The following is a 22,471-nucleotide window of genomic DNA, read 5'->3' as shown; positions in this document are numbered from 1 at the left end:
CGGGTCTAGAGAGTTCGGGACGTGACCGTGAAGTCCGTGTCGCCCTCCATGCTGAAGACCGAGGCACCGGTGTTGTCCCAGTCCGGGAAGAAGGTGTCCGAAACAACTGCCCTTCCACCCGCAGCGAAGACTTCCACCGAGGACGAGTCCAGGAGGATCATGAAATGGACCTTGCTGCTGGGGGAGGGCAAGGCCACTTGGTGAAATGGGCTGAATTTCTCGGAGAAGTTGCTGGTTCCGGCCTTGGAACGGTCCACCCTGACAGTGCCTGTTTCCTTGTTATAGGAGATGCGCAGCCCGGAGTCGGAGCCGGATGATTGGCGGAGGAGAACGCCCGCCTCGCGAGCTGAGGTCAGGTCCATCTCCAGCTCGATTAGTTGCGTACGGCCCTTGAAGTCCTGGCCAAGGTCCTTCGGTGAAGAGCCGACGGTGAGGTTTTTGCTCTTCACTTCACCGGAGTGTTCCATCGCTTCCCGCGCAGCGCCGGCAATGGCGGATCGCAACTCAAACCTCTTCTCGCCCCGAACCAAGGTGAGTTCGCGGGGAATTGCCATGGAGCCGCGCCATGGCGTGGTGGGCACATCCTGGGCGTAGTCCCAATTGCCCATCCACCCCAAAAGAACGGGTTTGTCCCCGGGCGCGCCCGAGATGGAGTTCGCGGCGTAGTAGTCGGCGCCGTGGTCCAGCCACTGGGATTCGTCGAGCGGCGCGTCGGGAGCGGCCGCATCTTCGGCCGTAAAGCGCGTCCCGTCGAATTCGCCCACGAAGTACTGCATGCCCGAACCGCCCGCAATGCCGCCGGGGTTGATGCTCAGGAGCATCACCCACTTCTTCGCGGTGGAGTCCTCCACGTTCATCTGGATGAGTTCAGGTACTTCCCAGAGCCCGCCTTGGGCACCGGCGCCGGAGAAATCGCTCAGGTATTCCCAGCGGAGGAGGTCCGTGGACTTGAACATCTTGACCACCTGGGCGTCGGCCACCACAGTGGTCATCACCCAGTAGCGACCGGGCTCGTACCACGTGACTTTGGGGTCGCGGAAGTTGTTGTTGGTGGGTGCGAGGTTCAGAACAGGGTTTCCTTGGTACTTCTGCCACGTGGTTCCGTTATCCAAGCTGAAGGCCACCGACTGTGCCTGCGCGCCTTGCGGGAGCGCGCCGTTCTTACCGTACGCGCTGGTGTAGAGAGCCACCATGGGTGGGTTTTTGGCTGAGCCGAGACCGGAAGCATTGTTCTTATCCATCACGATGCAGCCGGAGAAGATTTCTTCTTCGGGGCTCGCCTCCATGGCCACGGGCTGCTGTTCCCAGTGGATCAGATCCTTGCTGGTGGAGTGCCCCCAGGACATGTTGCCCCACGAGTTTCCACGCGGGTTGTATTGATAAAACGCGTGGTAGGTCCCGTCGTGATAGACGAGCCCGTTGGGGTCGTTGAGCCAGTTCTTCTCAGCCGTCAGGTGGGCTACGGGCCGCCAAGGGTCCGAAGCGGTGGGTGCCGGACCCGAGGGTGTTGGCACCGGCGTCGGGCTTGCTGTGCAGGACGCGGCAGAAAAGGCGACCACGACGGCGGCACTTGCGGCCAGCATGTGGCGGCGGGACAGGTGGGGGTTGGGGTAAGTCATGGGGGAGAAATCCTGAAGGTTTGGGGGTGGCAGGGATGCCGGCTCTTCTGGAGCCAACACCCCTGCCGCGGCCTCATGGCCAGGGTGTTACGGCCTACTTGTAGTGGCCTTCGCCGCCAACGCGGAGGTTGGTGGGCAGGTAGCCGAACGGGCCGAGGCCGTTCTGGCCGAAGCTGCGGTCAACCTGGGTCACGCCGGCCTTGAAGTTCATCTTCACGGTGGGTGACAGGGAACCGCCGCGGACGCCGTCCACGTTGTCGATGAAGGACTGGACGAGGCCGCCGGGCTGCACATAGTGCGAATAGGCCTGGAACTGGCGGCCGTTCTGCCGTGGATCCGGACCCTCCGGCGCGTTGGCCGGCATGTTCAGGTCCGTCGGGGAGCCCAAGGCCAATCCGCTGTTGTTGACCGGCTGGTAGTCCGAACGGACGCCGTTGCCGACAAAGCCGTACACGCCGTCGGGGCCGCGCATTCCATCTGCATACGTGAACTGGTGGCTGATGGTGAACAGGTAGTACTTGTTCTTGCCGTTCTCGTTCTGGATGTAGATCTGCGGACGCTCAGTTTGGTCGTTGACGCAGTTGGCGGACAGGATCGGCGGAAGGAAGCTCCACTTGGTGAGGTCCTTGTTGTCCGCCACTGCCAGGCCCACGTTTGCGGTCTGGTACCAAGCGCCGGTGCTGTTGACCTGGGCCACGGTTTCGGCGTTGGGGTCGCCCGGCTGGTAGCCGAGGTCTTCCTGCTTGCACTTGTAGGAGCCGCGGGTGCCGCCGGTGTTGCCCTCGAACACCATGAAGGTCTTGCCCGGATGTGCCGGGTCCGCGAAGGTGTACGGGTCACGGAACGCGAAGCCGGGGTTCTGGGCTTTGTTCTGGTACAGCTTTCCGTCCGGCTCCAGCAGTTTGGTGTGCTGGAAGCCGTCGAAGGTCACGCCGTTTTGGTTGGCATGGATGTTACCCAGTGCCTTGGCAATCACGGCATCCGGAGCGATACCGCCGCCGCCCGCATTTCGCTCAGCGACGTCGTAGAACGTGGTAGCGGTGTAGAAGACGTTGATCTTGTTGCCCTGCATGAGGCGCGTGGAACCGGACCACTCAGTGTTGCCGATGGACGTGTTGTCCAGGAACAAGTGTCCGCCGTAGTTCCATTTGTCCTTGGCAGGATCGGCGTTGGTCTTCCGGAAGAAGTAGCCGATCCGCGCGTTCCAGTGGCGCTGGTCGAAGCCGTATCCGGCGTGCCGGTCGGCAACCAGGGCGAAGATGACGTCCCAGCCCTTGTAGCTGATCTGGTTTGCGTTCTCGTCCGTCAGGGACCAGGTGTCCCAGACCCAGACGTCGTCGTTCATGGCCGGGAAGTCCTTGGGGATTTCCGGCATGGTGACGTTGGGGCTCATGGAGTTCTGGCCGGGGGCAACGTTGGGGTTGCTCTGGGCCATGATCTGTTTGGCGTCAGCTCGCGTCCATTTGGACGTGAAGTCAGCCGCGGGATCGTATGCCTGCTGCGTGTGGGTGGTTGGCAGCGGGAAGCCGGGCGTGGGTGCCGGCATAGTGCTCGACGGCGGGTCTGCCGGGAGGTTGGCCTGCGCGGCTGGCGTCACCAGCAGGATGCTGCCGGCCACGCCTGCCGCCGCTGCGAGGGCTACGGCCTGTCGCAACCGGCGGCGCGGCCGTTGAGGGGTTGAGTGCGTGTTCATGCTTGCTCTTCTCGCGGAGTGTTGGACTTCGTGGAGTGGGGCGCATGCCCTGACCCCCTGTTGGGGGTTCTCTACTCAGGCGTCCATCGATCCGCTGTAGGCGTCATCGAAGGACGCCATCGTTTCGAGGTGCGGGGAAGCTTTGTAGCTATCCGCCGCGGTGGCTCCGGCACGTCGACTTACCGGAACGCTCTCCACGCTAGACACGTGTTAGGTCCCAAATCAAAAGGGTGTTTCGCAAGCATTTGCGGTTACCCGCCGGTACTTGCGCAAGCGCTTACATTGCCAACGTGCGCGCGTGACATTTCTGTGCGATGCGGGTCAAATGTTGCGTCACCTACCGGATTCTTCCTGAGAATTTAGTGTGCGTTTACTTCCGCTGTGGAATTGTTAGCGCACACCCTTAAACAGCAATGCGGGGCCACCCGTAAGGTGACCCCGCATTGTTGTAGGTAGCGGTCAGAGCTTGGCGATGATCTCCGCCAGAAGCGTGGAGATCCGCTTGCCCGCTGCGTGTCCGGCTTCCAGGACTTCCGCGTGGCTCAAAGGAACCGGGCTGATGCCGGCTGCGAGGTTGGTGACCAGGGAGATACCGAAAACTTCCATGCCTGCATGGCGGCCGGCGATGGCTTCCAAGGCGGTGGACATGCCCACCAGGTCTGCGCCGATCCGCTTGGCGTATTGGACCTCTGCCGGAGTCTCGTAGTGGGGCCCCGTGAACTGCGCGTACACGCCCTCCTGCAGGGAGGAGTCGACTTCGCGGGCGAGCTCGCGGATCCGGGAGGAGTAGAGGTCGGTGAGGTCAACGAACGTTGCGCCCTCAAGGGGTGAGGTTGCGGTGAGGTTGATGTGGTCACTGATGAGAACGGGTGTGCCCGGGGTCCAGTCTTCATTGAGCCCGCCGCAACCGTTGGTGAGGACCAGAGTCTTGCAACCGGCAGCCGCGGCCGTGCGGACGCCGTGGACTACGGACCGTACACCCCGGCCTTCGTAGTAATGGGTCCGGGCGCCTAACACCAAGGCGCGCTTGCCCTCCTTGGTGAGGACGGAGCGGATGGTGCCAACATGGCCCACCACCGCTGGTTTGTGGAAGCCCGGGACCTCGGATGCGTTCAATGTGGCGGTGGTTTCGCCGATCAGATCGGCAGCCTCCGCCCATCCGGATCCGAGCACCAGGGCCACGTCATGGGACTCGACGCCGGTCTCCGCGGCGATGAAGTCCGCGGCGGCCTTCGCGGCCTCAAAGGGGTCAGTGTTCATCAGCTCAGTGTTACTCACTGGTACAAGCTACCTTGCGGCTACAGCACTTTGGTAGGGACCCGGGTGGAGTGAGGTTCGGCTGGGTGGCAACCGGCGTGGCAATGAGCGAGAATTGAGGACTGTGACCACCCAAGTTGACTTTAGTGCCCCCCGTATCGCGATCCTGGGAGGTGGTCCCGGTGGATATGAAGCTGCCATGGTGGCCGCCTCGCTCGGCGCGCACGTCACGATCATCGAGCGGGCAGGCCTCGGCGGCTCCGCGGTGCTGACCGACGTCGTGCCTTCCAAAACCCTTATTGCCACCGCTGACCTCATGACCCGCGTCGGTGAGGCGGACGAACTCGGTGTGAAGTTCGACGGCGACGGTACGGCTTCGAAGCCCCGTGCCGACCTCAAGCACATCAACGATCGCGTGCTTAATCTGGCTCATGGGCAGTCCGATGACATCCGTGCAGGCCTTGAGCGCCTGGGTGTGGAGATCGTTATTGGTTCCGGCAAACTGCTGGACAACAACACCATCGAGGTCCTGACCATCGACGGAATCCGCACCATCGATGCCGATGCCATTCTGTTGGCTGTCGGCGCTCATCCGCGTGAACTCCCCACCGCCAAGCCCGACGGCGAACGCATCCTCAACTGGGCGCAGATCTACAACCTGGACGAGCTTCCCGAAGAACTGATCGTGGTGGGTTCGGGCGTCACCGGTGCCGAGTTCGCATCCGCCTACAACGGCCTGGGCTCCAACGTCACGCTGATCTCCAGCCGCGACCAGGTTCTCCCGGGCGAGGACACGGACGCCGCCAAGCTGCTGGAAGGCGTCTTCGAACGTCGCGGCGTGCGCGTTCTGTCGAAGTCCCGTGCAAACGCAGTGGAGCGAACGGACGACGGCGTTAAGGTCACCTTGGGTGACGGATCGATCGTGACAGGTTCGCATTGCCTGGTATGTGTCGGCTCCATCCCCAACACCGCCGGCATCGGCCTCGAAGAAGCCGGCGTGACGCTCACAGAGTCCGGGCACATCAAGGTGGACGGCGTTTCCCGCACCACTGCCCCCAACATTTACGCTGCCGGCGACTGCACGGGTGTCTTCGCCCTGGCATCCGTTGCCGCCATGCAGGGCCGCATCGCGATCGCACACTTCATGGGCGACGGCGTGAAGCCGCTCAAGCTCAATCAAGTGGCGTCGAACATCTTCACGTCTCCGGAGATCGCCTCGGTGGGTGTTTCAGAAGCAGACCTCGCTTCGGGCAAGTACCAGGGCGACGTGGTGATGTTGTCCTTGCTGAGCAACGCCCGAGCCAAGATGCGCAACACCAAGGACGGCTTCGTCAAGATCATTGCACGCAAGGGATCCGGGACCGTAATTGGTGGCGTGGTGGTGGGCCCGAATGCTTCGGAGCTCATCTTCCCGATCTCCGTGGCTGTCACCCAGAAGCTCCACGTGGATGACGTAGCCAGCGCCTTCACGGTGTACCCGTCGCTGACCGGGTCCATTTCGGAGGCCGCGCGGCGCCTGCACGTGCACATGTAGCTCCAACGCCGGCGCCCGTTTCGGGGGTTCCCTGCTGATCATGCCGTGCGCACGGCACTCCTGGCAGGGAACCATCGAAGCGGGCTCCGCAGGCCCTACACTTGCAGCACGGCGAGGGCCTCAGTCAATGGCATATGCAGGGCAGTTCCGTGGCCTGGCAGGATCACCTTCGCCTGGACAGCAGCGAGGGAGCGTGCCGAAGCGAGCGCGGCGGCCGGGTCCGAGTGGTACATCCGGTGCAACATCTGCGGGCCGGACGTGGTGCTGATCGGGTGGCCGCTGACGAACGAGTCGCCCACGGCGATCGCCCCGGCTGTTGGCAGCAGCAGGGCCACGTTGCCGGGGGTGTGCCCGGGTAGAAGGATCGCTTGGGGCTGCCCCGGAAGGTCCTTGAGCTTTTCGGGCTTCCAGGCTTCGGCGTGCGTGGCCGGCTCTGCCTGAAGGGCCTTGGCCTTGATGACGTGCAGCATCCACCGGAACACCGTGGGACGCCAGGCCCTGACGAGGACCTGCCCGAACGTGACCTGGTGCTTCTCCTTGCCCTGAACGTGGGCAAGTTCCTCGGGGGAGCAGAGGATGGGTGTGCCAAAGGTCCGGGAGAAGTAAGCCGCGGATCCTGTATGGTCCACGTGTCCATGCGTGATCAACATTGCCTTGGCGTCGGCGGGATCGAGTCCGAGCCCTCGGATGGACTCTAGGACAAGCTCGCGGTCCGCCGGATAGCCGCCGTCGATCAACATGAAGCCTGAAGCGTCACGGACAATGAGCCAGTTGGACGCAGGCCCCTCAACAAAATGGACGCCGGGCGCGGGTTCGGATACCTTCACTCGGGAATTCTAAACCAGCGAGATCGCCGGAAAGCTGCGAGACCGCGGTTCCGGACCGGCGATTTCGCAGCCTTTCAGGGTGCTGGCAACTGTACGACGTAGAGGGGGCTATGCGGCCTCAGGCGGCAGCCGCTTGGAAATGTTTTTCGATGATCCCCTTGATGTCCTCGTGGCAGCCCCCGCAGCCTGTTCCGGCGCGGGTGGCCTTGGAGACCTCGCCCACTGTACTGCAGCCCTCCACCACGGAAGTCTCGATGCTGGCCGCGCTCACTCCGGCGCAGCGGCACACGGTCCGCTGGGGATCGTTGCTGGTGGCGGCTCCGGCATCGAGTTGGTCGGGTCCATCCAAGCGGAGCAGCAGGGACCGGTCAGCGGGCAGCTCCGAGGAACGCTCGAAGAGCACCACAAGCTCAGCAGCGGTCCGGGGCATGCCCACCGCTACCAAGCCTTCCAGCACTCCGCCGCGGGTGGTCATCTTCACGTAGCGGCCGTGTTCAGGATCAGCCCACTGGGAGATCTGCCGGCGGGCACGCCCGGACGCGGCACCGGCTTCCAGGAGCTCCTCATCCCAAGGATCGGCCTGGTTGTCGCCTGCCACCGCAAGGTTGATGCCCCGCGCCTTCAAGACCACCACTCCGGGCTTCTCCATGGGCAGGGCTTCCAGTGCCTCGGCGGCGGCCTGGCCGTCACGGGCCAGGACCACGAGGTACTCAGCCAACCATTCGGCCTGACGCCAACCAGGACCCACCAAACCTGAGGGCCCGCCGGCTGTTCGGCACTCGACACAGGCAGCATCCGGGCACCGCACTTCCGCGCAGTCTCCAATCGCGAACATGTGGGGCTCGTGATAGGCCCGCAGATGGTGGTCCACCAGGATTCCGGACCCCACAGGAAGGCCACAGCCCTCAGCCAGTTCAATGCGGGGGCGGACGCCACAGGACAACACCAGCAGGTCGCCGTCGATCGCGGAGCCGTCATCCAGCAGCAGAGCGGAGAAGCTGCCGCCGGGACCAGCCGTTTCCACGCCTGTAGAACGCGCGTTCCCGGCTATCCGGACGCCGCCGGCGCGCAGGCTGCTGGTGAGCACGGAGCCACTGCCGCGGTCGATGCTGCGCCCCAGCGGGAAGGGACCGTTGTGAACCACAGTGGCCTGCGCGCCTTCTTCGGCGGCCGCGAGTGCAGTCTCCAGGCCCAGCACGCCGCCGCCAAGCACCACCACGCGCTTGCCGTCAGCGACGGCGGCACGGACCACGGCTGCGTCCTTCAGATCGCGCAAAGCAGTAACGCCGGCTGGAAGCACAGGTCCGGAAGGATCCGGGTTGAGTCCGGTCAGGTTGGGAATCACGGGACGGGACCCGGTGGCGAACACCAGACGGTCGTAGTGTTCAGTGCTGCCATCGGACAGCGCTACGTTCTGGCGGGCACGGTCGATCCTTTTGACCTTCACGCCCAACCGCACTTCCACGCCGTCGGACTCCAATTCGGACGCATCAGCCATGGCCAAAGCCTCGGCAGTGGTGCGGCCGACAGCGAGTTCAGCCACCATGACGCGGTTATAGGCAGCTTCGCTTTCCTGCCCGATGACCAGCAACTGCACCAGCCCGGTGCGGACAGCGGGGAGCAGTTCGTCCACGAGCCGGGCAGCGACCGGCCCGAATCCAACAACAACAATGCGCTCGCTCATGATGCCTCCTTGACGTGCAGTGGCAGCCGCGTGCCCTCAGGGACGGTGTAAGAGTGCGGGTCCTGGGTGGAAACCGCGCGCCGGACCCATACCCGGCTGGTCTTGAACTCCGGCATACCGGAAATGGGATCTGTGGCCGCCTCCGTGAGGCGGTTGGCGTTTTCCTGGCCGGGGAAGTGGAACGGCAGAAAGACGGTGTCCGGGCGGACCGAGTTGCTGAGCTCGGCACGGCAAAGCACTTCGCCGCGCTGGTTCGTGACGGTGGCGTAGTCGCCGTCGGCAATGCCGCGCGAGGCCGCCGTAGCCGGGTGAATAAGGAGCCGGGCCTGGGGCTGCGATGCGAGGAGTTCGCTCACGCGGCGCGTCTGGGCGCCGGACTGGTAGTGCTCCAGAAGCCTGCCGGTGGCAAGGGCCAGTGAGTCGTCCGCAAAGGAACGGACAGCCCGCTTGGACGGGGTCACCGGCACCATGACGGCCCGGCCGTCAGCATGGGCGAATCCGTCGCCGAACAGCCTGGGGGTACCATGGCTGCCCACCGGATACGGCCAGTAGGCAGCTTCGCCGCGGTCCAGCATGGCGTAATCGATGCCCGAGTAGTCAGCAAGGCCGCCAGCAGAAGCCAAGCGCAGCTCTTCGAAGACGGTCTCGGGGTCATCGCTGAACGTTGAAGGAGCGTCAAGCATCCCGGCAAGCCGGGCCATGAGCCACAACTCGCTGCGGACACCCGGGGGAGGGGTTAGCGCGCGGCGGCGACGAATCACACGCCCTTCAAGGTTGGTGAGCGTTCCTTCTTCCTCGGCCCACTGCGTGACCGGCAGAACCAAATCCGCTTCGGCAGCCGTCTCGGACAGGAAGAAGTCGCAGACCACCAGGAAGTCCAGGCTGCGGAGCCCCTGGATCACTGCATTGGTATCAGGAGCGGACACCACCACATTGGCGCCGTGCACGAAAAGGCAACGGACGCCGTCGGGCTTTCCGAGCGACTTGAGAAGTTCGACGGCGGGCAGGCCGGGTCCGGGGATCAACGACTCGTCGACGCCCCACACGCCGGCGACGTGGGCGCGCGCAGCGGGATCGGTGATCTTGCGGTAGCCGGGAAGCTGATCAGCCTTTTGGCCGTGCTCGCGGCCGCCTTGGCCGTTGCCCTGGCCAGTCAACGTGCCGTAGCCGCTGCGGGCCGAGCCGGGGAGGCCAAGGAGAAGGCTGAGGTTGATGGCTGCGGTGGCGGTGTCCGTGCCGTCCACGTGCTGTTCCACGCCACGGCCGCTGAGGATGTAGCTGCCACCGTCGCGGGCCCCTTGGGCGAGCCGGCGTGCGGTTTCGCGGATAAGGGTGGCCGGTACGCCGGTGATGGACTGGACGCGCTCCGGCCAGAAAGCGTTGAGGCTGCGCACCACGGCTGCGTAACCGCTGGTGTTCTTCTCGATGTACGAGGCGTCGGCGAGTCCCTCGTGCACCACCACGTGGCTGATGCCCAAAAGGAGCGCCAAATCGGTGCCGGGCGTCGGCTGCAGGTGGAGGCCGCCGCCGTCGCCCGTGAAAGCAGCAGTAGCCGAGCGTCGAGGGTCCACAACGATCAGCCCGCCGGCGTCGCGGGCGCTTTGCAGGTGCTGGACGAACGGAGGCATGGTTTCGGCAACGTTGGAACCGAGCATGAGGATCACGGACGCGGTGTCCAGGTCCGTGACGGGGAAGGGGAGGCCGCGGTCCACGCCGAACGCCCGGTTGCCTGCAGCCGCGGCCGAAGACATGCAGAACCGGCCGTTGTAATCGATCCTTGACGTGCGCAGGGCCAGCCGGGCGAACTTGCCCAGCAGGTACGCCTTCTCATTGGTGAGGCCGCCGCCGCCGAAGACTCCGACGGCGTCGTTCCCGTACTGCTGCTGGGTGTCTCTGACGGCGGCCGTGATGAGCATGAGCGCCTGGTCCCAGGAGATGGGCTGGTGCACGCCGTCCGATCCCTTGAGCATCGGCTCCGTGACGCGCCCGTTGTGACGCAACAACGACGCCGATGTCCAGCCTTTGCGGCACAGCCCGCCCCGGTTAGTGGGGAAGTCACGCCCGGAAACTTCCAGGGGCGCGGCGGGTGCTGCGTCCGGCGCGGGCACTGCCCCGGCTGCAGGTGCAGCCGGGGTCAGCGTCATGGCGCACTGGAGCGCGCAGTAGGGGCAGTGGGTATCGGCGCCGTTGGGCATCTAGATGTGTCCGATCGTGTTGCGCTTCTGGGCGGGGCGGATGTAGCAGACCCAGCAGACGGTGAGCATCAGGACGTAGGCTCCAACGAATCCGTAGAACGCCGGTGTGTAGGAGCCGCTGGCGCTGTTGGAGGCATTGAGCACCTGAGGGATGACGAAGCCGCCGTAGGCGCCGATCGCGGAGATCAGGCCCAACGAGGAAGAAGCGAGCCGTGCGGTGGTGGCGCTCGTGGCGCCTGAACGGGCTGCTCGGCTGGACGTTGCAAAGATGACCGGGATCATGCGGTACGTCGCGCCGTTTCCAAAGCCGCTGGCCAGGAAGAGTAGCAGGAAGAGGGTGAGGAAGAGCCAGAAGTTCTTCAGTGGGAGGGTCCAGATCATGGTCAGGGTGATGACGGCCATGGAGGCGAACGAGGCGATGGTCATCCGGGCGCCGCCCATACGGTCGGCCATGCGTCCGCCGTAGGGACGGGCCAAGGATCCGACCAGCGGGCCGAGGAATGCAAGGGACAATGCAACGGCACCGACGTGGATGGAGGAGAAGTCCGGGAAGTAGTCCTTGATCAGCTTGGGGAAGACGCCCGCGAAGCCGATGAATGAGCCGAACGTACCGATGTAGAGGAACGCCATGATCCACAGGTGAGGTTCCTTGAGGGCGGCCAGGGAACCGGCCACATCACCCTTGGCGCTGGTGAGGTTGTTCATGTACTTGTAGGCGCCGAAAGCGGCGATGATGATCAGTGGGATCCAGATGATGCCCGCCATCGGCAGGTTGACGGTCCCGGCAGCCAGCAAGGTGATGGCGATGGGGACAACAAGCTGTGCGACGGCTGCACCAAGGTTTCCGCCGGCCGCGTTCAGGCCCAGCGCCCAACCCTTTTCGCGGGCAGGGTAGAAGAAGGTGATGTTGGCCATGGAGCTGGCGAAGTTGCCGCCACCGAAGCCGGCGAGTGCGGCCATGAGGAGCATGACACCGAAGGGCGTCTCCGGGTTGGACACACAGATGGCAAGGCCTGTGGTGGGGATCAGGAGCAGGAGCGCCGAGACGATGGTCCAGTTCCGGCCACCGAACTTGGGAACCATGAACGTGTAGGGGATTCGGAGTGTTGCGCCTACGAGGCTGGGGATGGAGATGAGCCAGAAGATCTGGTTGGTGTCGAACGTGAAGCCTGCTGCGGGGAGCTGGACCACCACGATGGACCACAGCTGCCAGACGACGAAGCCGAGGAATTCGGCGAAGATCGACCAGTAGAGATTGCGCTTGGCGATGGACCGGCCTTCGGCTTCCCACTGGCCCTTGTCTTCGGCGTCCCAGTTGGCAATCCAGCGGCCGGGGCGGTGCTCAAGGGTGGGGGTGGCGGTGGCAGTGGACTGGACGGGGGCCAGTTCTTCTGCGGAGCGGTCAACAGTCACGGAGTGCCTCCTTGGTGGGGGACGTTGTTATTCCAAGGTAGGTTTCGCGCATTTCGTGGACGGGCGCCGTTTGTAAACGTGCTGTGACATTTCCCTATCGGCGGGGTCACCGGCGCGTGAGGCAATGGTGAGGTAATGTGGCGCGGACCACAAGGTGAGATTTTCTTGTGTGTCCGCATGTTGGACTTGGTTGTCCGGTCAATGGACAGCGGGAACTATTATTGAACTCTCGAATAATCCGTCGCCGGTAGGTTCTGGGGCATCGGCCGGCGCAAAAGAAAGCTGCAAATACATGTCTTCCACCGCACCATCCAAGGAAGGTGAGTCCACTAAGCCAGTGAACTCACGGGGCAAGGTGATCTTCGCGAGCCTGATCGGCACGACGATCGAGTTCTACGATTTCTACGCCTACGCCACCGCGTCAGTACTCGTCTTCCCCAAGCTCTTCTTCCCCGACGCCACTGACATCAACGCGCTGCTCAGTGCGTTCGCCATCTTCGGTGTTGCCTTCTTCGCCCGACCCATTGGCGCAGTGGTGTTCGGCCACTTCGGTGACAAGATCGGCCGCAAGGGCACCCTGGTCGCCTCGCTGTTGACCATGGGTATCGCCACGTTCCTCATCGGTCTCCTGCCCACGGCCTCCATGCCGGGATGGGCCATCCTTGCCCCGATCATGCTGGTTATCCTCCGCTTCTTCCAGGGCCTTGCTTTGGGCGGAGAATGGTCAGGCGCAGCGTTGCTGGCCACCGAGAACGCCCCCGAAGGCAAGCGCGCCATCTACGGAACGTTCCCTCAGTTGGGTGCACCCATCGGCTTCATCATCGCCAACGTCATCTTCATCTGGATGAACGTGTCGCTCAGCGCGGAAGAGTTCCTTGCGTGGGGTTGGCGTGTTCCGTTCATTCTCAGCGCGGTGCTGGTTGTGGTGGGCCTTTACGTTCGACTGAAGCTGGTGGAGAGCGCCTCCTTCACCAAGGTGATCGAGCAAGAAAAGGTGCAGAAGGTGCCCCTCGCCGCCACACTCAAGAGCCACTGGCGCCCCGTGGTGGCCGGTACGTTCATCATGTTTGCCACCTACGTGCTGTTCTACATCATGACTACGTTCACGCTGTCTTACGGCACCAAGCCCACCCTGGCCGGTGCGCAGGCAGCCGCTGAGAAGGCCGGCACACCCATGACGGCAGAACAGATCGCGGCGTTCGTCCCCGGCCTGGGAATCACCCGGTCCGATTTCCTCTGGATGCTGATCATCGGCGTCGTCTTCTTCGGCATCTTCACCGTGGTCTCCGGACCGCTCGCTGAGAAGTGGGGCCGCCGCAAGTTCCTGCTGGGCGTCACCGCCGGCATCTTCGTGTTCGGTGCGCTCTGGTTCACCATGTTTGGTCCCGGCCAGGCAGCGGCGATGGTTGGCCTCATTGTGGGCTTCACGCTCATGGGCCTGACCTTCGGTCCCATGGCGGCGATCCTTCCGGAACTGTTCCCGGCCAACGTCCGCTACACGGGCTCGGCTGTGGCGTACAACCTGTCCTCCATGATCGGAGCCGCCCCGGCATCGTTCGTGGCAATTGCCCTCTGGTCCGCAGCCAACGGCAGCACGTGGCTGGTAGGTGTCTACATGGCCGCCGCTGCGGTGGTCACCTTCATCGCGCTCTGGCTGACCCGCGAAACCAAGGACATGGACTACGAGAACAACGTCGCCTAAGTACCCCGCTTACGACGTCGGCCCCGCACCAAACGGTGCGGGGCCGACGTCGTTAAGAGGTTCTTGGCGTTAATCCTCGATGGTCGCGATGACTGCGCCGGCGGCAACGGTCTCACCGGCGGTGGCAGCAAGGCCACGCACAGTACCGGCCTTGTGGGCAGTCAGGGGCTGCTCCATCTTCATGGCTTCCAGGACCACGATCAGATCGCCCTCGGCCACAACATCACCTTCCGAGGCTGCCACCTTGACGATGGTGCCCTGCATGGGGGACGTCAGGGCATTGCCACCGGCAGCTGCAGCCGTGGCACCAGCCGAGCGGGAGCGTTTCTTGGATTTGCCGGACTTGGAGCCTGAACCGCTGGAAACCGCGGCGACGCCGCCACCCAGGCCGGACGGCAGGACGACCTCAAGGCGCTTGCCGCCAACCTCGACGACGACGCGCTGGCGCTCACCGGCGTCGGGCGTTTCAGTACCGGCACCGCTTGCCGACCATGCCGGGAGGCTGTTGACGAACTCGGTCTCGATCCAGCGCGTGTGAACCTTGAACGGTCCTTCCGCCGGGGCAAAGGCGGGATCGGTGACCACGGCGAGGTCGAACGGGATGACGGTGGGAATACCCTCCACCACCATCTCTTCAAGGGCGCGGCGTGAACGCTGAAGGGCTTGCTCGCGGGAAGCGCCAGTGACGATCAGCTTGGAGAGCATCGAGTCGAAGTTGCCGCTGATGACGTCGCCCTGCTCAATGCCGGAATCGATCCGGACGCCGGGTCCCGTCGGGTTCTTCAGAGTGGTGATGGTGCCGGGGGCGGGCATGAAGTTGCGTCCCGGGTCCTCGCCGGTGATGCGGAACTCGAAGGAGTGGCCGCGGACCTCGGGGTCGTCATAGCCAAGCGCTTCACCGCGGGCGATGCGGAACTGCTCGCGGACGAGGTCGATGCCCGTGACTTCCTCGGAGACGCAGTGCTCCACCTGGAGGCGGGTGTTGACCTCAAGGAAGGAAATAGTGCCGTCCTGGCCCACCAGGAACTCGCAGGTGCCCGCGCCTAAGTAGTTGGCTTCCTTCAGGATGGCCTTGGAAGACTCGTACAGTCGCTTGTTCTGCTCTTCGCTGAGGTAAGGAGCGGGAGCTTCCTCCACGAGCTTCTGGTTGCGGCGCTGCAACGAGCAGTCGCGGGTGGAAACCACCACGACGTTGCCGTATGCGTCGGCCAGGCACTGGGTCTCAACGTGGCGGGGAGCGTCGAGGAAGCGCTCGATGAAGCATTCGCCGCGGCCGAAAGCTGCGACGGCTTCACGGACTGCGGATTCGTACAGCTCCGGGATCTCGTCCATGGTGCGGGCAACCTTGATGCCGCGACCACCACCGCCGAAAGCTGCCTTGATGGCAACGGGGAGGCCGAACTCCTCAGCAAACTTCAGGATCTCGTCCGCGGACTCAACGGGGTCGGCGGTGCCGGGGACCAGGGGAGCGCCCACCTTTTCGGCAATATGCCGGGCCTGAACCTTATCGCCCAAGGCCGAGATGGCCTCGGGGGACGGGCCGATCCACGTGATGCCAGCTTCAATGACCCTAGCCGCGAACTCGGCGTTCTCCGCGAGGAACCCGTAGCCGGGGTGGATGCCGTCGGCGCCTGACTGCTTGGCGACGTCGATGATCTTGTCCATCACCAAGTACGACTCGGCGGCGGTGTTGCCACCCAAAGCGTAGGCTTCGTCGGCGAGGCGGACATGGAGGGCGTCGCGGTCGGGGTCGGCGTAAACGGCTACGGAGGCAATGCCTTCGTCCCGGGCGGCTCGGATGATGCGGACCGCGATTTCGCCGCGGTTGGCAATCAAGACCTTGGTGAGAGGGCTGGAAATGGGCTGCGCCGGGTTAGCTGACAAGTTGTTGACTCCTTCTGTCCTTGAGGAGCCTAGCGCGATTGTGAGGGTTCCGCCCATATTGATGGGGGATTCCGTGTGTGAGGCGATGTTCCTTTGTAGGGTTGCTACAAATTGCCTTTACTGGCTATTCGCGTCCCACAGCTCCGTGATGCCAACGTTCGCGTGGACCAGCAGGTCCCGGAGTGTGGAAATGGAAAGCCCGACGACGGCGTGCGGGTCGCCGTCCACCTTGCGGATGAAGGCCCCGCCCAAACCGTCGATGGTGAAGGAGCCCGCGCAATGAAGGGGCTCTCCAGTGGCGATGTAGGCGTCGATGTCGTTGCTGCTCATCCGGGCGAAGTGGACCTCGGCGCTCGAAACCGCTCCGACTGTGGCGCCCGTGCCTTCGGGGGTCTCGTCACCTGCTGCATCCTCGTCTGCGTCAGCGGCGGTGTCCCGGCAGTCAACCAGCCAATGCCCTGTGTGAAGCACCCCCTGCGAGCCGCTCATGCGCAGCATCCGTTCCCGGGCGACCTCCGCCGTGTAGGGCTTGCCGTGGGACTCGCCGTCGAATTCAAAGACAGAGTCGCAGCCGATGACCAAGGCACCTTCGGCTTCGGGGAGGGCTGCGACGGCTTCGGCTTTGGCCCGTGCCAGCAACAAAGCGGTGTCGTGGGCGTCCGTCACACCGTATTTTGCCTGCACCGCATCCTCATCAACGTCCGACACCAGGACGTCATGCCGGATCCCGGCTTCCGTGAGGAGCTTGGTGCGGGCAGGGGACTGGGAGGCAAGGATCAATCGGGTCACGCCTCCCAGCCTAATACGAACCCTCTCTCACATCCCGCGTGCTTACGGCGAACCCTCTCTCACATCCCGCGTGCTTAAACCGAACGCTCGCTCACTTGCCTGAAGCAAGTGAGCGAGCGTTCGGATATATCAGCTGTGATGTGAGTGAGGGTTAGTGGACCAGTTCCTCGGATCCGGCTTTTGAACGGTCGCTCCGCTCCAGCTTGGCGCCTTCAACATCCACGTCAGGGAGGATGCGTTCCAGCCATTTGGGCAGCCACCAGGCCTTCTCGCCCAAGAGATACATCACTGCGGGGACGATGGTCATGCGAACCACGAAGGCGTCGATCAGCACACCGAATGCCATCGCGAAGCCAAGCGGCCGGACCATGGTGAGGTGGCTGAAGATGAAGCCGGAGAACACGCTGACCATGATGATCGCGGCCGCGGTGACAACGGCTGCCGCGTGGCTGAACCCGGAGCGGACAGCATGCTTGGCGGACTCACCGTGCATGAACGACTCCCGCATGCCGGATGTAATAAACACCTGGTAGTCCATCGCGAGTCCGAACAGCACGCCGATCAGGATGATGGGCAGGAAGCTCAGGACAGCGCCTGGATTGGCGACGTCGAAGATGCCTCCCAGCCAACCCCACTGGTAAACAGCAACCACGGCACCGAATGCGGCAGCGAGGGATAGCAGGAACCCGCCGGTGGCCAGCAGCGGCACCACGATGGAGCGGAACACCAGAAGGAGCAGCAGCAGTGAAAGTCCGACGACGATCGCCAAGTACGGCGGCAAGGCGGCGCCAAGTTTCTCGGACACATCGATGTTGCCGGCCGTCTGGCCGGTCAAACCGATTTTCACGCCCAGGTCCTCATTGATGCCGGTGCCCTTCGCGCGGAGATCGGACACCACCTGCACTGTGCCGGCGCTGGCCGGACCTTCCTTCGGGATGACCTGGAAGACGGCGGTGCGGCGGTCGTCGCTCAGTGCAATCGGTACGGCGGCAATGATATTCTCTACGCTGCGGAGCTGATCCGCGACGTCGAACTGCTTGTTCTTGGCATCGTTCTCGCTGAGGCCTTCGGGGAATTCGCCCACCACGATGATGGGCCCGGTCATGCCTTCACCGAAGCTGCTGCGAGTGAGGTCATACGCCTTGAAGGCCTGCGAATCGACCGGCTCGGAGCCGCCGTCGGGAAGTGCCAGCCGCAGCTGGGAGGCAGGCAGCGCCAAGGCACCTAACAGAACGACGCTTGCTACGAGGGCAACCCACGGACGACGCGTGACCAAGCCACCCCAGCCTCCGCTGCTTCGCTTCTCTTCGAGTTCACGGTCGGCAGCTTCGTGGCCCGGCTCGGCGTTGTGCTTTTCGGCCTTGGCCCAAGCGCGCTTGGAGATAAGTCGGCGGCCGATCAGGGCCAGTACGGCGGGTGTCAGCGTCAAAGCCACGACGACGGCTACGCCGACTGTCGCTGCGGCGGCAACACCCATCACTGCAAGGAAGGGCAACCCGGGAACCACAAGGGCAGCGAGGGCGATGATGACAGTGAGGCCTGCGAACAGCACTGCGTTGCCGGACGTCCCGGTGGCCAGTGCTGCGGACTCTTCCCCGTCCATGCCGGCCAGAAGCTGTGTGCGGTGGCGGTTGACGATGAACAGGGAGTAGTCGATGCCGACCGCAAGGCCGAGCATCAGGGCAAGCATGGGGGAGATGGAGCTCATGTCGATCACGCTGGTGAGCGCGAACGTTCCGCCGACACCTACGGCAACGCCGATCAGCGCCATGACAAGGGGCAGTCCGGCCGCGATGAGAGTGCCGAGCATGAGGACCAGGACCAGGGCAGCCACAGCGACGCCCACGATTTCAGCTACACCGAAGATTTCCGAGACGTCCTCGGTGATTTCCTTGCTGGCGTAGGCCGTGACGCCTGCCGAGGAAACGCCGTGGACGATCTCCTGAACTTCCTCGCGGACGGCGGGGTCAACGGCGTTGATGGAGGTCTTGAACTGGACCTGTGCGATTGCGGCTTTGTTGTCGCTGGACACGAAACGTAGGCCTTGAGAGGCTTCGAGCTGTCGCTTGCCCAGTGCCAGCGCTGTGGCGCCGTCGGCTGCTTCCTTGGTTCCGGCGTCGAGCTTTTCCTTGGCTGCGGCGAGTTCGGCGCGCTGCGGAGCCAGCTGCGCCTCAATCTGTGCCGACGTCAGGCCGGAGGCTGCCAGTTGCTGCTCGGCGCCTGCCAGTTGCGCTTCGCCCGCAGTCAACTGTGCGCGGGCGGCATCCAGCTGGGTCTGCCCTTCGGCGGCCTGAGCTTCACCGGCGGCGATTTCGCCGGCGGACTTGTCGAGTTGCTCCTGGGTGGTGAACGGGTTCACTGTTCCCTGCACGTCAGGCATGGCTTCAAGCTTGGTGAGTGCAGCCGCGACCGCGTCTTTTTTGGCCTGGTCAAAGCCGGCATCTCCGGCGTCGAAGACCACGCTGGCAGAGCCGCCGGAGGAGTCGGGCAGGGCCTCTTTGAGTTTGTCGGCCATCTGCTGGGTTTCAGTGCCCGGAATGGTGAAGTTGTTGGACATGGTGCCGTGGAACGCTGCGGCCGAGCCGCCCACTGCCACCATGACGGCCAGCCATATGGAGATGACGAGCCAGCGGCGGCGATACGAAAACTTGCCGAGACGGTAGAGGAACGAGGCCATGTCAGAACCGATCTTTGGTGGTTGGAACGGAAGGTGAGGCTGTTGCGGCTTGTGGGAACGCGTTCGACGGCGGCGCGAAGCCGGCACCGAGGAGACCCATCGCATCGATGAGGTGCTGGCGGAGGACCGCCAGGGATTCCGCCGAGAGGTCGGGTCCGCGCTCGACGAACCAGACGGTCATCGCCGCTTTGCCGCAGGAGATCACAGAACCCGCGAGGGCATGAAGGTAGAGCTCGCTGATGCCCGTGCCGAGCCTGCTGCGGGCGGCGTCAATGATCTGCTCGGTGCAGTGTTCCCAGGCTTCCAACTCGGAGCGGGCCAGTGATCGGTTGTCCTGGGTCAAGCTGAACAACTCGGCCATGGGGGCGACGGACATGGGATCGGCCAGGGCCATGAGGGCGGCCTGCGCGGATTCGAGGATGGACTCGTCTCTGGGACGCAGCCGGAACTGTTCCAATGCGTGGTCCATGAAGCCGTCGGCTACGGACGCCAGCGCAGCTTCAAGGCTGGGGAAGTAGTTGAAAAAGGTTCGCCGTGATACACCCGCGCTGGCTGCGATGTCTTCCACGGTGAAATTGCCGGACCCGTTGCTGCGCAAAAGGTCCAGGGCGGCGGAGGCGATAGAGCTGCGGGTGGCCGCCTTGTTGAGTTCGCGCCGTGAGGGCGCGGTGGGCTCAGCTGTGGCGGACGACTCCGCAGTGGCATCCTGGCTACTGGTTTGGGTCACATACTTACACTAAGTGCAAGTTTGCACTCTGCGCAATTTGAGCGGCTTTGAGCGCACGAAAAAACCCGCCTTCGTTTGCTCCCCTCCCCGTTGAGTGGAGAGGGGAGCAAACTAGGGCGGGATCAAAGGAGGGCTTGGCTCAGAACTGGTGCGGCGGCGCCGGAGGAGCCGGCGGGGCCGGGGGAGTGGGCTGGGCTGACTGCTGGGCCGCCGTCTTGGTCAGGTAAACAGACTGTCCGGTGGCTCCGGGTTCACCCTCTCCAAGAGGCAGCACGTACACGGCGGTTCCGTAGGCGCACACTTCGGTCCAGTTGGTGCCCATTTCCGAGGTGTCGAAACGCATGGCCACGATGGCGTTGGCTCCACGCTGCTGTGCTTCGTTGACCATGCGTGCCATGACTTCCTGGCGGCTTTCGTAGAGGGCCTTGGTCATTTCGGGCAGCTCACCGCCGCCCAGGGAGCGGAAGCCGGCCAGCATCTGTGAGCCAATATCGCGTGAACGGACAGTGAGGCCCATGACTTCGCCAAAGACGGCGTCGATGCGGTGGCCCGGGATTTCGTTGGAGGTGACGATCAACATGGTCCGAGCCTATCCAGACTTGACCCCTTAAACGGGGAAATCCCCCGGGGAGAACTCCCCGGGGGATTTGCGCCGTTCCAAAGAGGCTGAGCCTAGGCCTTTGAGTCGGCCAGCTCGCGCTCGTTGTTTTCAGCCGCTGCCTTGTCGGCGGCGAACTCATCAGCGAAGGCGGCACCGTTGCGGGGTGCGTTGTAGAGCGACTCGTCCAGGATGCCTTGGCGCTTGGCCACGATGGCGGGAACCAGTGCCTGGCCTGCCACGTTGACGGCGGTGCGGCCCATGTCCAGGATGGGGTCGATCGCCAGCAGAAGGCCGACGCCGGCCAGCGGAAGTCCCAGCGTGGACAGGGTCAGTGTGAGCATGACGACGGCGCCGGTGGTACCTGCCGTAGCGGCGGAACCGAGGACGGAGACCAGCACGATGAGCAGGTACTGGCTGAAGTCCAGGTTGATGCCGAAGAACTGTGCCACGAAAATCGCTGCAATGGCCGGGTAGATTGCTGCGCAGCCGTCCATCTTGGTGGTGGCACCGAGCGGCACGGCAAAGGAAGCGTAGCCGGAGGGGACGCCCAGGTTCCGCTCAGTGACGCGCTGCGTGAGCGGCAGTGTGCCGATGGAAGAGCGGGAGACGAAGGCCAGCTGCACGGCCGGCCAAACACCGGAGAAGTACTGCTTGACGGAGAGGCCGTGGACGCGGACCAGGATCGGGTAAAGGACAAAGAGCACCAGGGCCAAACCGATGTAGATGGCTGCGGTGAATTTACCCAGGGAGCCGATGGTGTCCCAGCCGTAGATGGCCACAGCGTTGCCGATCAGGCCGATGGTGCCAAGCGGAGCGATACGGATGATCCACCACAGGACCTTCTGGATGACGGCCAGTGCGGAAGCGTTGAACGTCAGGAAGGCTTCGGCCTGCTTGCCCACCTTGAGGGCTGCAACGCCGATGGCGATGGCGATCACCAGGATCTGGAGCACGTTGAAGTTGACTGCAGTGCTGACCGTTGTGGCGGCGTTGGCACTTTCAGTGACGGTGGAGCTGGCACCGAGTCCAAGGAAGTTCTTGGGGAACAGGCCGATCAGGAAGGCCCACCAGTCGCCGGTCTTACCTGTGTACTTGGCCTCTTCGGTGATACCCGTGGCTGCGCCGGGCTGCAGGAGGACGCCCAGCCCAATGCCGATCAGCACCGAAACCAGCGAAGTGATGGCGAACCAGAGCAGCGTGTTCCATGCGAGTCGGGCAGCGTTGGAGACCTGACGAAGATTCGCAATGGAGCTCACCACGGCGGTGAAAATCAAAGGAACGACGGCGGTCTGCAGCAACGAGACGTAGCTGGAGCCGATCGTTTGGAGAGTAGCGCCGAGGCCGTTGGGGGCGGTTTTGGTGCTGCCCGTGTACTTGGCAATAAGGCCGAGGACGAGGCCGATGATGAGGGCTGCGATGATCTGGACGCCGAAGGAACCGGCCCACTTGGGGAGCCGGAAGCCGGTCTTGCCAGCTGCTGGGGAAGTGTTGGTTGAGGTGCTCACCGGAACACGTTAGGTGCTTCTCAAATAACATAGCGAACGAACGTTGAGAAATGTTACGCGGGCTCGGGAACCTCGTTGCCGGTTGATCCCCGAATTTCCGGCCCTGAGTGGGGCGTGTGTGAAGTTATTCCTGGAAGCGGTGTGGCGATGATCTCTGCCGAAAGAGCGATCAGATGCGCGGGGCCGAGACGGCGCAGTCCCTGGTGCATAGGTGGTGCGCGGGGCGGGAAGGCGTGCGCTCCTGGCGCCGAAGGGGTGCGCGGGGCGGGAAGGGGTGCGCGGGACGGGAAGGGGTGCGCGGGGTGGGAATGAGTGTGTCTGGGACTTGGGGTTGCGCCCGCCCGGCTCCGTCCTGGCGGCGGCG

The 22,471-nt window shown here is 63.8% G+C and carries 17 protein-coding genes; 2 read left to right on the top strand and 15 right to left on the bottom strand.

Annotated features, from left to right (window positions below):
* Positions 1 to 5: 5 nt before the first annotated feature.
* The 4 genes from AC1RJY_RS00625 to AC1RJY_RS00610 all read right to left on the bottom strand — a co-directional run bounded on the left by AC1RJY_RS00625 (position 6) and on the right by AC1RJY_RS00610 (position 4,572).
* Positions 6 to 1,619, bottom strand: coding sequence for a glycoside hydrolase family 32 protein (locus AC1RJY_RS00625; RefSeq protein WP_498600919.1), 1,614 nt, complete (start codon positions 1,617 to 1,619; stop codon positions 6 to 8).
* Between the two features lie 94 nt (positions 1,620 to 1,713).
* On the bottom strand, positions 1,714 to 3,312 hold the full coding sequence (locus tag AC1RJY_RS00620; protein ID WP_014921167.1) for a glycoside hydrolase family 68 protein: 1,599 nt from the start codon (positions 3,310 to 3,312) through the stop codon (positions 1,714 to 1,716).
* Between the two features lie 75 nt (positions 3,313 to 3,387).
* Positions 3,388 to 3,519: a hypothetical protein gene (locus tag AC1RJY_RS00615; RefSeq protein WP_272941667.1), complete on the bottom strand. Its 132-nt coding sequence runs from the start codon at positions 3,517 to 3,519 to the stop codon at positions 3,388 to 3,390.
* Between the two features lie 252 nt (positions 3,520 to 3,771).
* On the bottom strand, positions 3,772 to 4,572 hold the full coding sequence (locus AC1RJY_RS00610; protein WP_014921168.1) for a purine-nucleoside phosphorylase: 801 nt from the start codon (positions 4,570 to 4,572) through the stop codon (positions 3,772 to 3,774).
* A 121-nt stretch (positions 4,573 to 4,693) separates the two neighbouring features.
* Here AC1RJY_RS00610 and AC1RJY_RS00605 point away from each other — a divergent pair, with 121 nt between their 5' ends.
* Positions 4,694 to 6,103: an NAD(P)H-quinone dehydrogenase gene (locus AC1RJY_RS00605; protein WP_011774125.1), complete on the top strand. Its 1,410-nt coding sequence runs from the start codon at positions 4,694 to 4,696 to the stop codon at positions 6,101 to 6,103.
* A gap of 95 nt (positions 6,104 to 6,198) precedes the next feature.
* Here the strand turns inward: AC1RJY_RS00605 and AC1RJY_RS00600 are convergent, their stop codons facing one another.
* From AC1RJY_RS00600 to AC1RJY_RS00585, 4 genes are all read right to left on the bottom strand, one after another.
* Entirely contained in the window at positions 6,199 to 6,930 is a 732-nt protein-coding gene (locus AC1RJY_RS00600) for an MBL fold metallo-hydrolase (protein ID WP_014921171.1), read from the bottom strand.
* Between the two features lie 118 nt (positions 6,931 to 7,048).
* Positions 7,049 to 8,614 carry an FAD-dependent oxidoreductase gene (locus AC1RJY_RS00595; protein WP_014921172.1) on the bottom strand — a complete coding sequence of 522 codons (1,566 nt, stop codon included), beginning with the start codon at positions 8,612 to 8,614 and terminating at the stop codon, positions 7,049 to 7,051.
* Entirely contained in the window at positions 8,611 to 10,809 is a 2,199-nt protein-coding gene (locus AC1RJY_RS00590) for a molybdopterin oxidoreductase family protein (RefSeq protein ID WP_498600917.1), read from the bottom strand. The genes AC1RJY_RS00595 and AC1RJY_RS00590 overlap by 4 nt, the downstream gene beginning before the upstream one ends.
* Entirely contained in the window at positions 10,810 to 12,222 is a 1,413-nt protein-coding gene (locus tag AC1RJY_RS00585; RefSeq protein WP_011774129.1) for an MFS transporter, read from the bottom strand. It lies immediately after the preceding gene.
* 292 nt (positions 12,223 to 12,514) lie between these two features.
* Here AC1RJY_RS00585 and AC1RJY_RS00580 point away from each other — a divergent pair, with 292 nt between their 5' ends.
* Positions 12,515 to 13,924, top strand: coding sequence for an MFS transporter (locus tag AC1RJY_RS00580; RefSeq protein WP_011774130.1), 1,410 nt, complete (start codon positions 12,515 to 12,517; stop codon positions 13,922 to 13,924).
* 69 nt (positions 13,925 to 13,993) lie between these two features.
* Here the strand turns inward: AC1RJY_RS00580 and AC1RJY_RS00575 are convergent, their stop codons facing one another.
* The 7 genes from AC1RJY_RS00575 to AC1RJY_RS00545 form a co-directional block, all read right to left on the bottom strand.
* The gene (locus AC1RJY_RS00575; RefSeq protein WP_498600916.1) at positions 13,994 to 15,865 is read right to left on the bottom strand and encodes an acetyl/propionyl/methylcrotonyl-CoA carboxylase subunit alpha; all 1,872 of its coding nucleotides are present in this window, start codon (positions 15,863 to 15,865) and stop codon (positions 13,994 to 13,996) included.
* A 60-nt stretch (positions 15,866 to 15,925) separates the two neighbouring features.
* A complete protein-coding gene (locus AC1RJY_RS00570) occupies positions 15,926 to 16,597 on the bottom strand; it encodes a Maf family protein (RefSeq protein WP_011774132.1) in 672 nt (223 codons plus the stop codon).
* A gap of 151 nt (positions 16,598 to 16,748) precedes the next feature.
* Complete coding sequence (locus AC1RJY_RS00565) at positions 16,749 to 19,274, bottom strand: MMPL family transporter (RefSeq protein WP_498600914.1); 2,526 nt, start codon at positions 19,272 to 19,274, stop codon at positions 16,749 to 16,751.
* A gap of 1 nt (position 19,275) precedes the next feature.
* A complete protein-coding gene (locus AC1RJY_RS00560) occupies positions 19,276 to 20,001 on the bottom strand; it encodes a TetR family transcriptional regulator (RefSeq protein WP_498600912.1) in 726 nt (241 codons plus the stop codon).
* A 139-nt stretch (positions 20,002 to 20,140) separates the two neighbouring features.
* Positions 20,141 to 20,581 carry a YbjQ family protein gene (locus AC1RJY_RS00555; RefSeq protein WP_011774135.1) on the bottom strand — a complete coding sequence of 147 codons (441 nt, stop codon included), beginning with the start codon at positions 20,579 to 20,581 and terminating at the stop codon, positions 20,141 to 20,143.
* Between the two features lie 92 nt (positions 20,582 to 20,673).
* Positions 20,674 to 22,107 carry a dicarboxylate/amino acid:cation symporter gene (locus AC1RJY_RS00550; RefSeq protein ID WP_011774136.1) on the bottom strand — a complete coding sequence of 478 codons (1,434 nt, stop codon included), beginning with the start codon at positions 22,105 to 22,107 and terminating at the stop codon, positions 20,674 to 20,676.
* A gap of 169 nt (positions 22,108 to 22,276) precedes the next feature.
* Positions 22,277 to 22,471: hypothetical protein (locus AC1RJY_RS00545; protein ID WP_498600910.1), on the bottom strand; the 195-nt coding region annotated here is incomplete at its 5' end.

It is taken from the genome of Arthrobacter sp. GW822-FHT05G07 (assembly GCF_058799755.1).
Note: the sequence above shows the minus strand (reverse complement) of the source record. Positions and strands in the feature narration are given on the sequence as shown.

Excerpts from the sequence above, each read along its gene's own strand:
- AC1RJY_RS00620 (WP_014921167.1), bottom strand. The coding sequence starts at position 3,312 with ATGAACACGCACTCAACCCCTCAACGGCCGCGCCGCCGGTTGCGACAG.
- AC1RJY_RS00610 (WP_014921168.1), bottom strand. The coding sequence starts at position 4,572 with ATGAACACTGACCCCTTTGAGGCCGCGAAGGCCGCCGCGGACTTCATC.
- AC1RJY_RS00565 (WP_498600914.1), bottom strand. The coding sequence starts at position 19,274 with ATGGCCTCGTTCCTCTACCGTCTCGGCAAGTTTTCGTATCGCCGCCGC.
- AC1RJY_RS00625 (WP_498600919.1), bottom strand. The coding sequence starts at position 1,619 with ATGACTTACCCCAACCCCCACCTGTCCCGCCGCCACATGCTGGCCGCA.
- AC1RJY_RS00595 (WP_014921172.1), bottom strand. The coding sequence starts at position 8,614 with ATGAGCGAGCGCATTGTTGTTGTTGGATTCGGGCCGGTCGCTGCCCGG.
- AC1RJY_RS00575 (WP_498600916.1), bottom strand. The coding sequence starts at position 15,865 with ATGGGCGGAACCCTCACAATCGCGCTAGGCTCCTCAAGGACAGAAGGA.
- AC1RJY_RS00590 (WP_498600917.1), bottom strand. The coding sequence starts at position 10,809 with ATGCCCAACGGCGCCGATACCCACTGCCCCTACTGCGCGCTCCAGTGC.
- AC1RJY_RS00580 (WP_011774130.1), top strand. The coding sequence starts at position 12,515 with ATGTCTTCCACCGCACCATCCAAGGAAGGTGAGTCCACTAAGCCAGTG.
- AC1RJY_RS00555 (WP_011774135.1), bottom strand. The coding sequence starts at position 20,581 with ATGTTGATCGTCACCTCCAACGAAATCCCGGGCCACCGCATCGACGCC.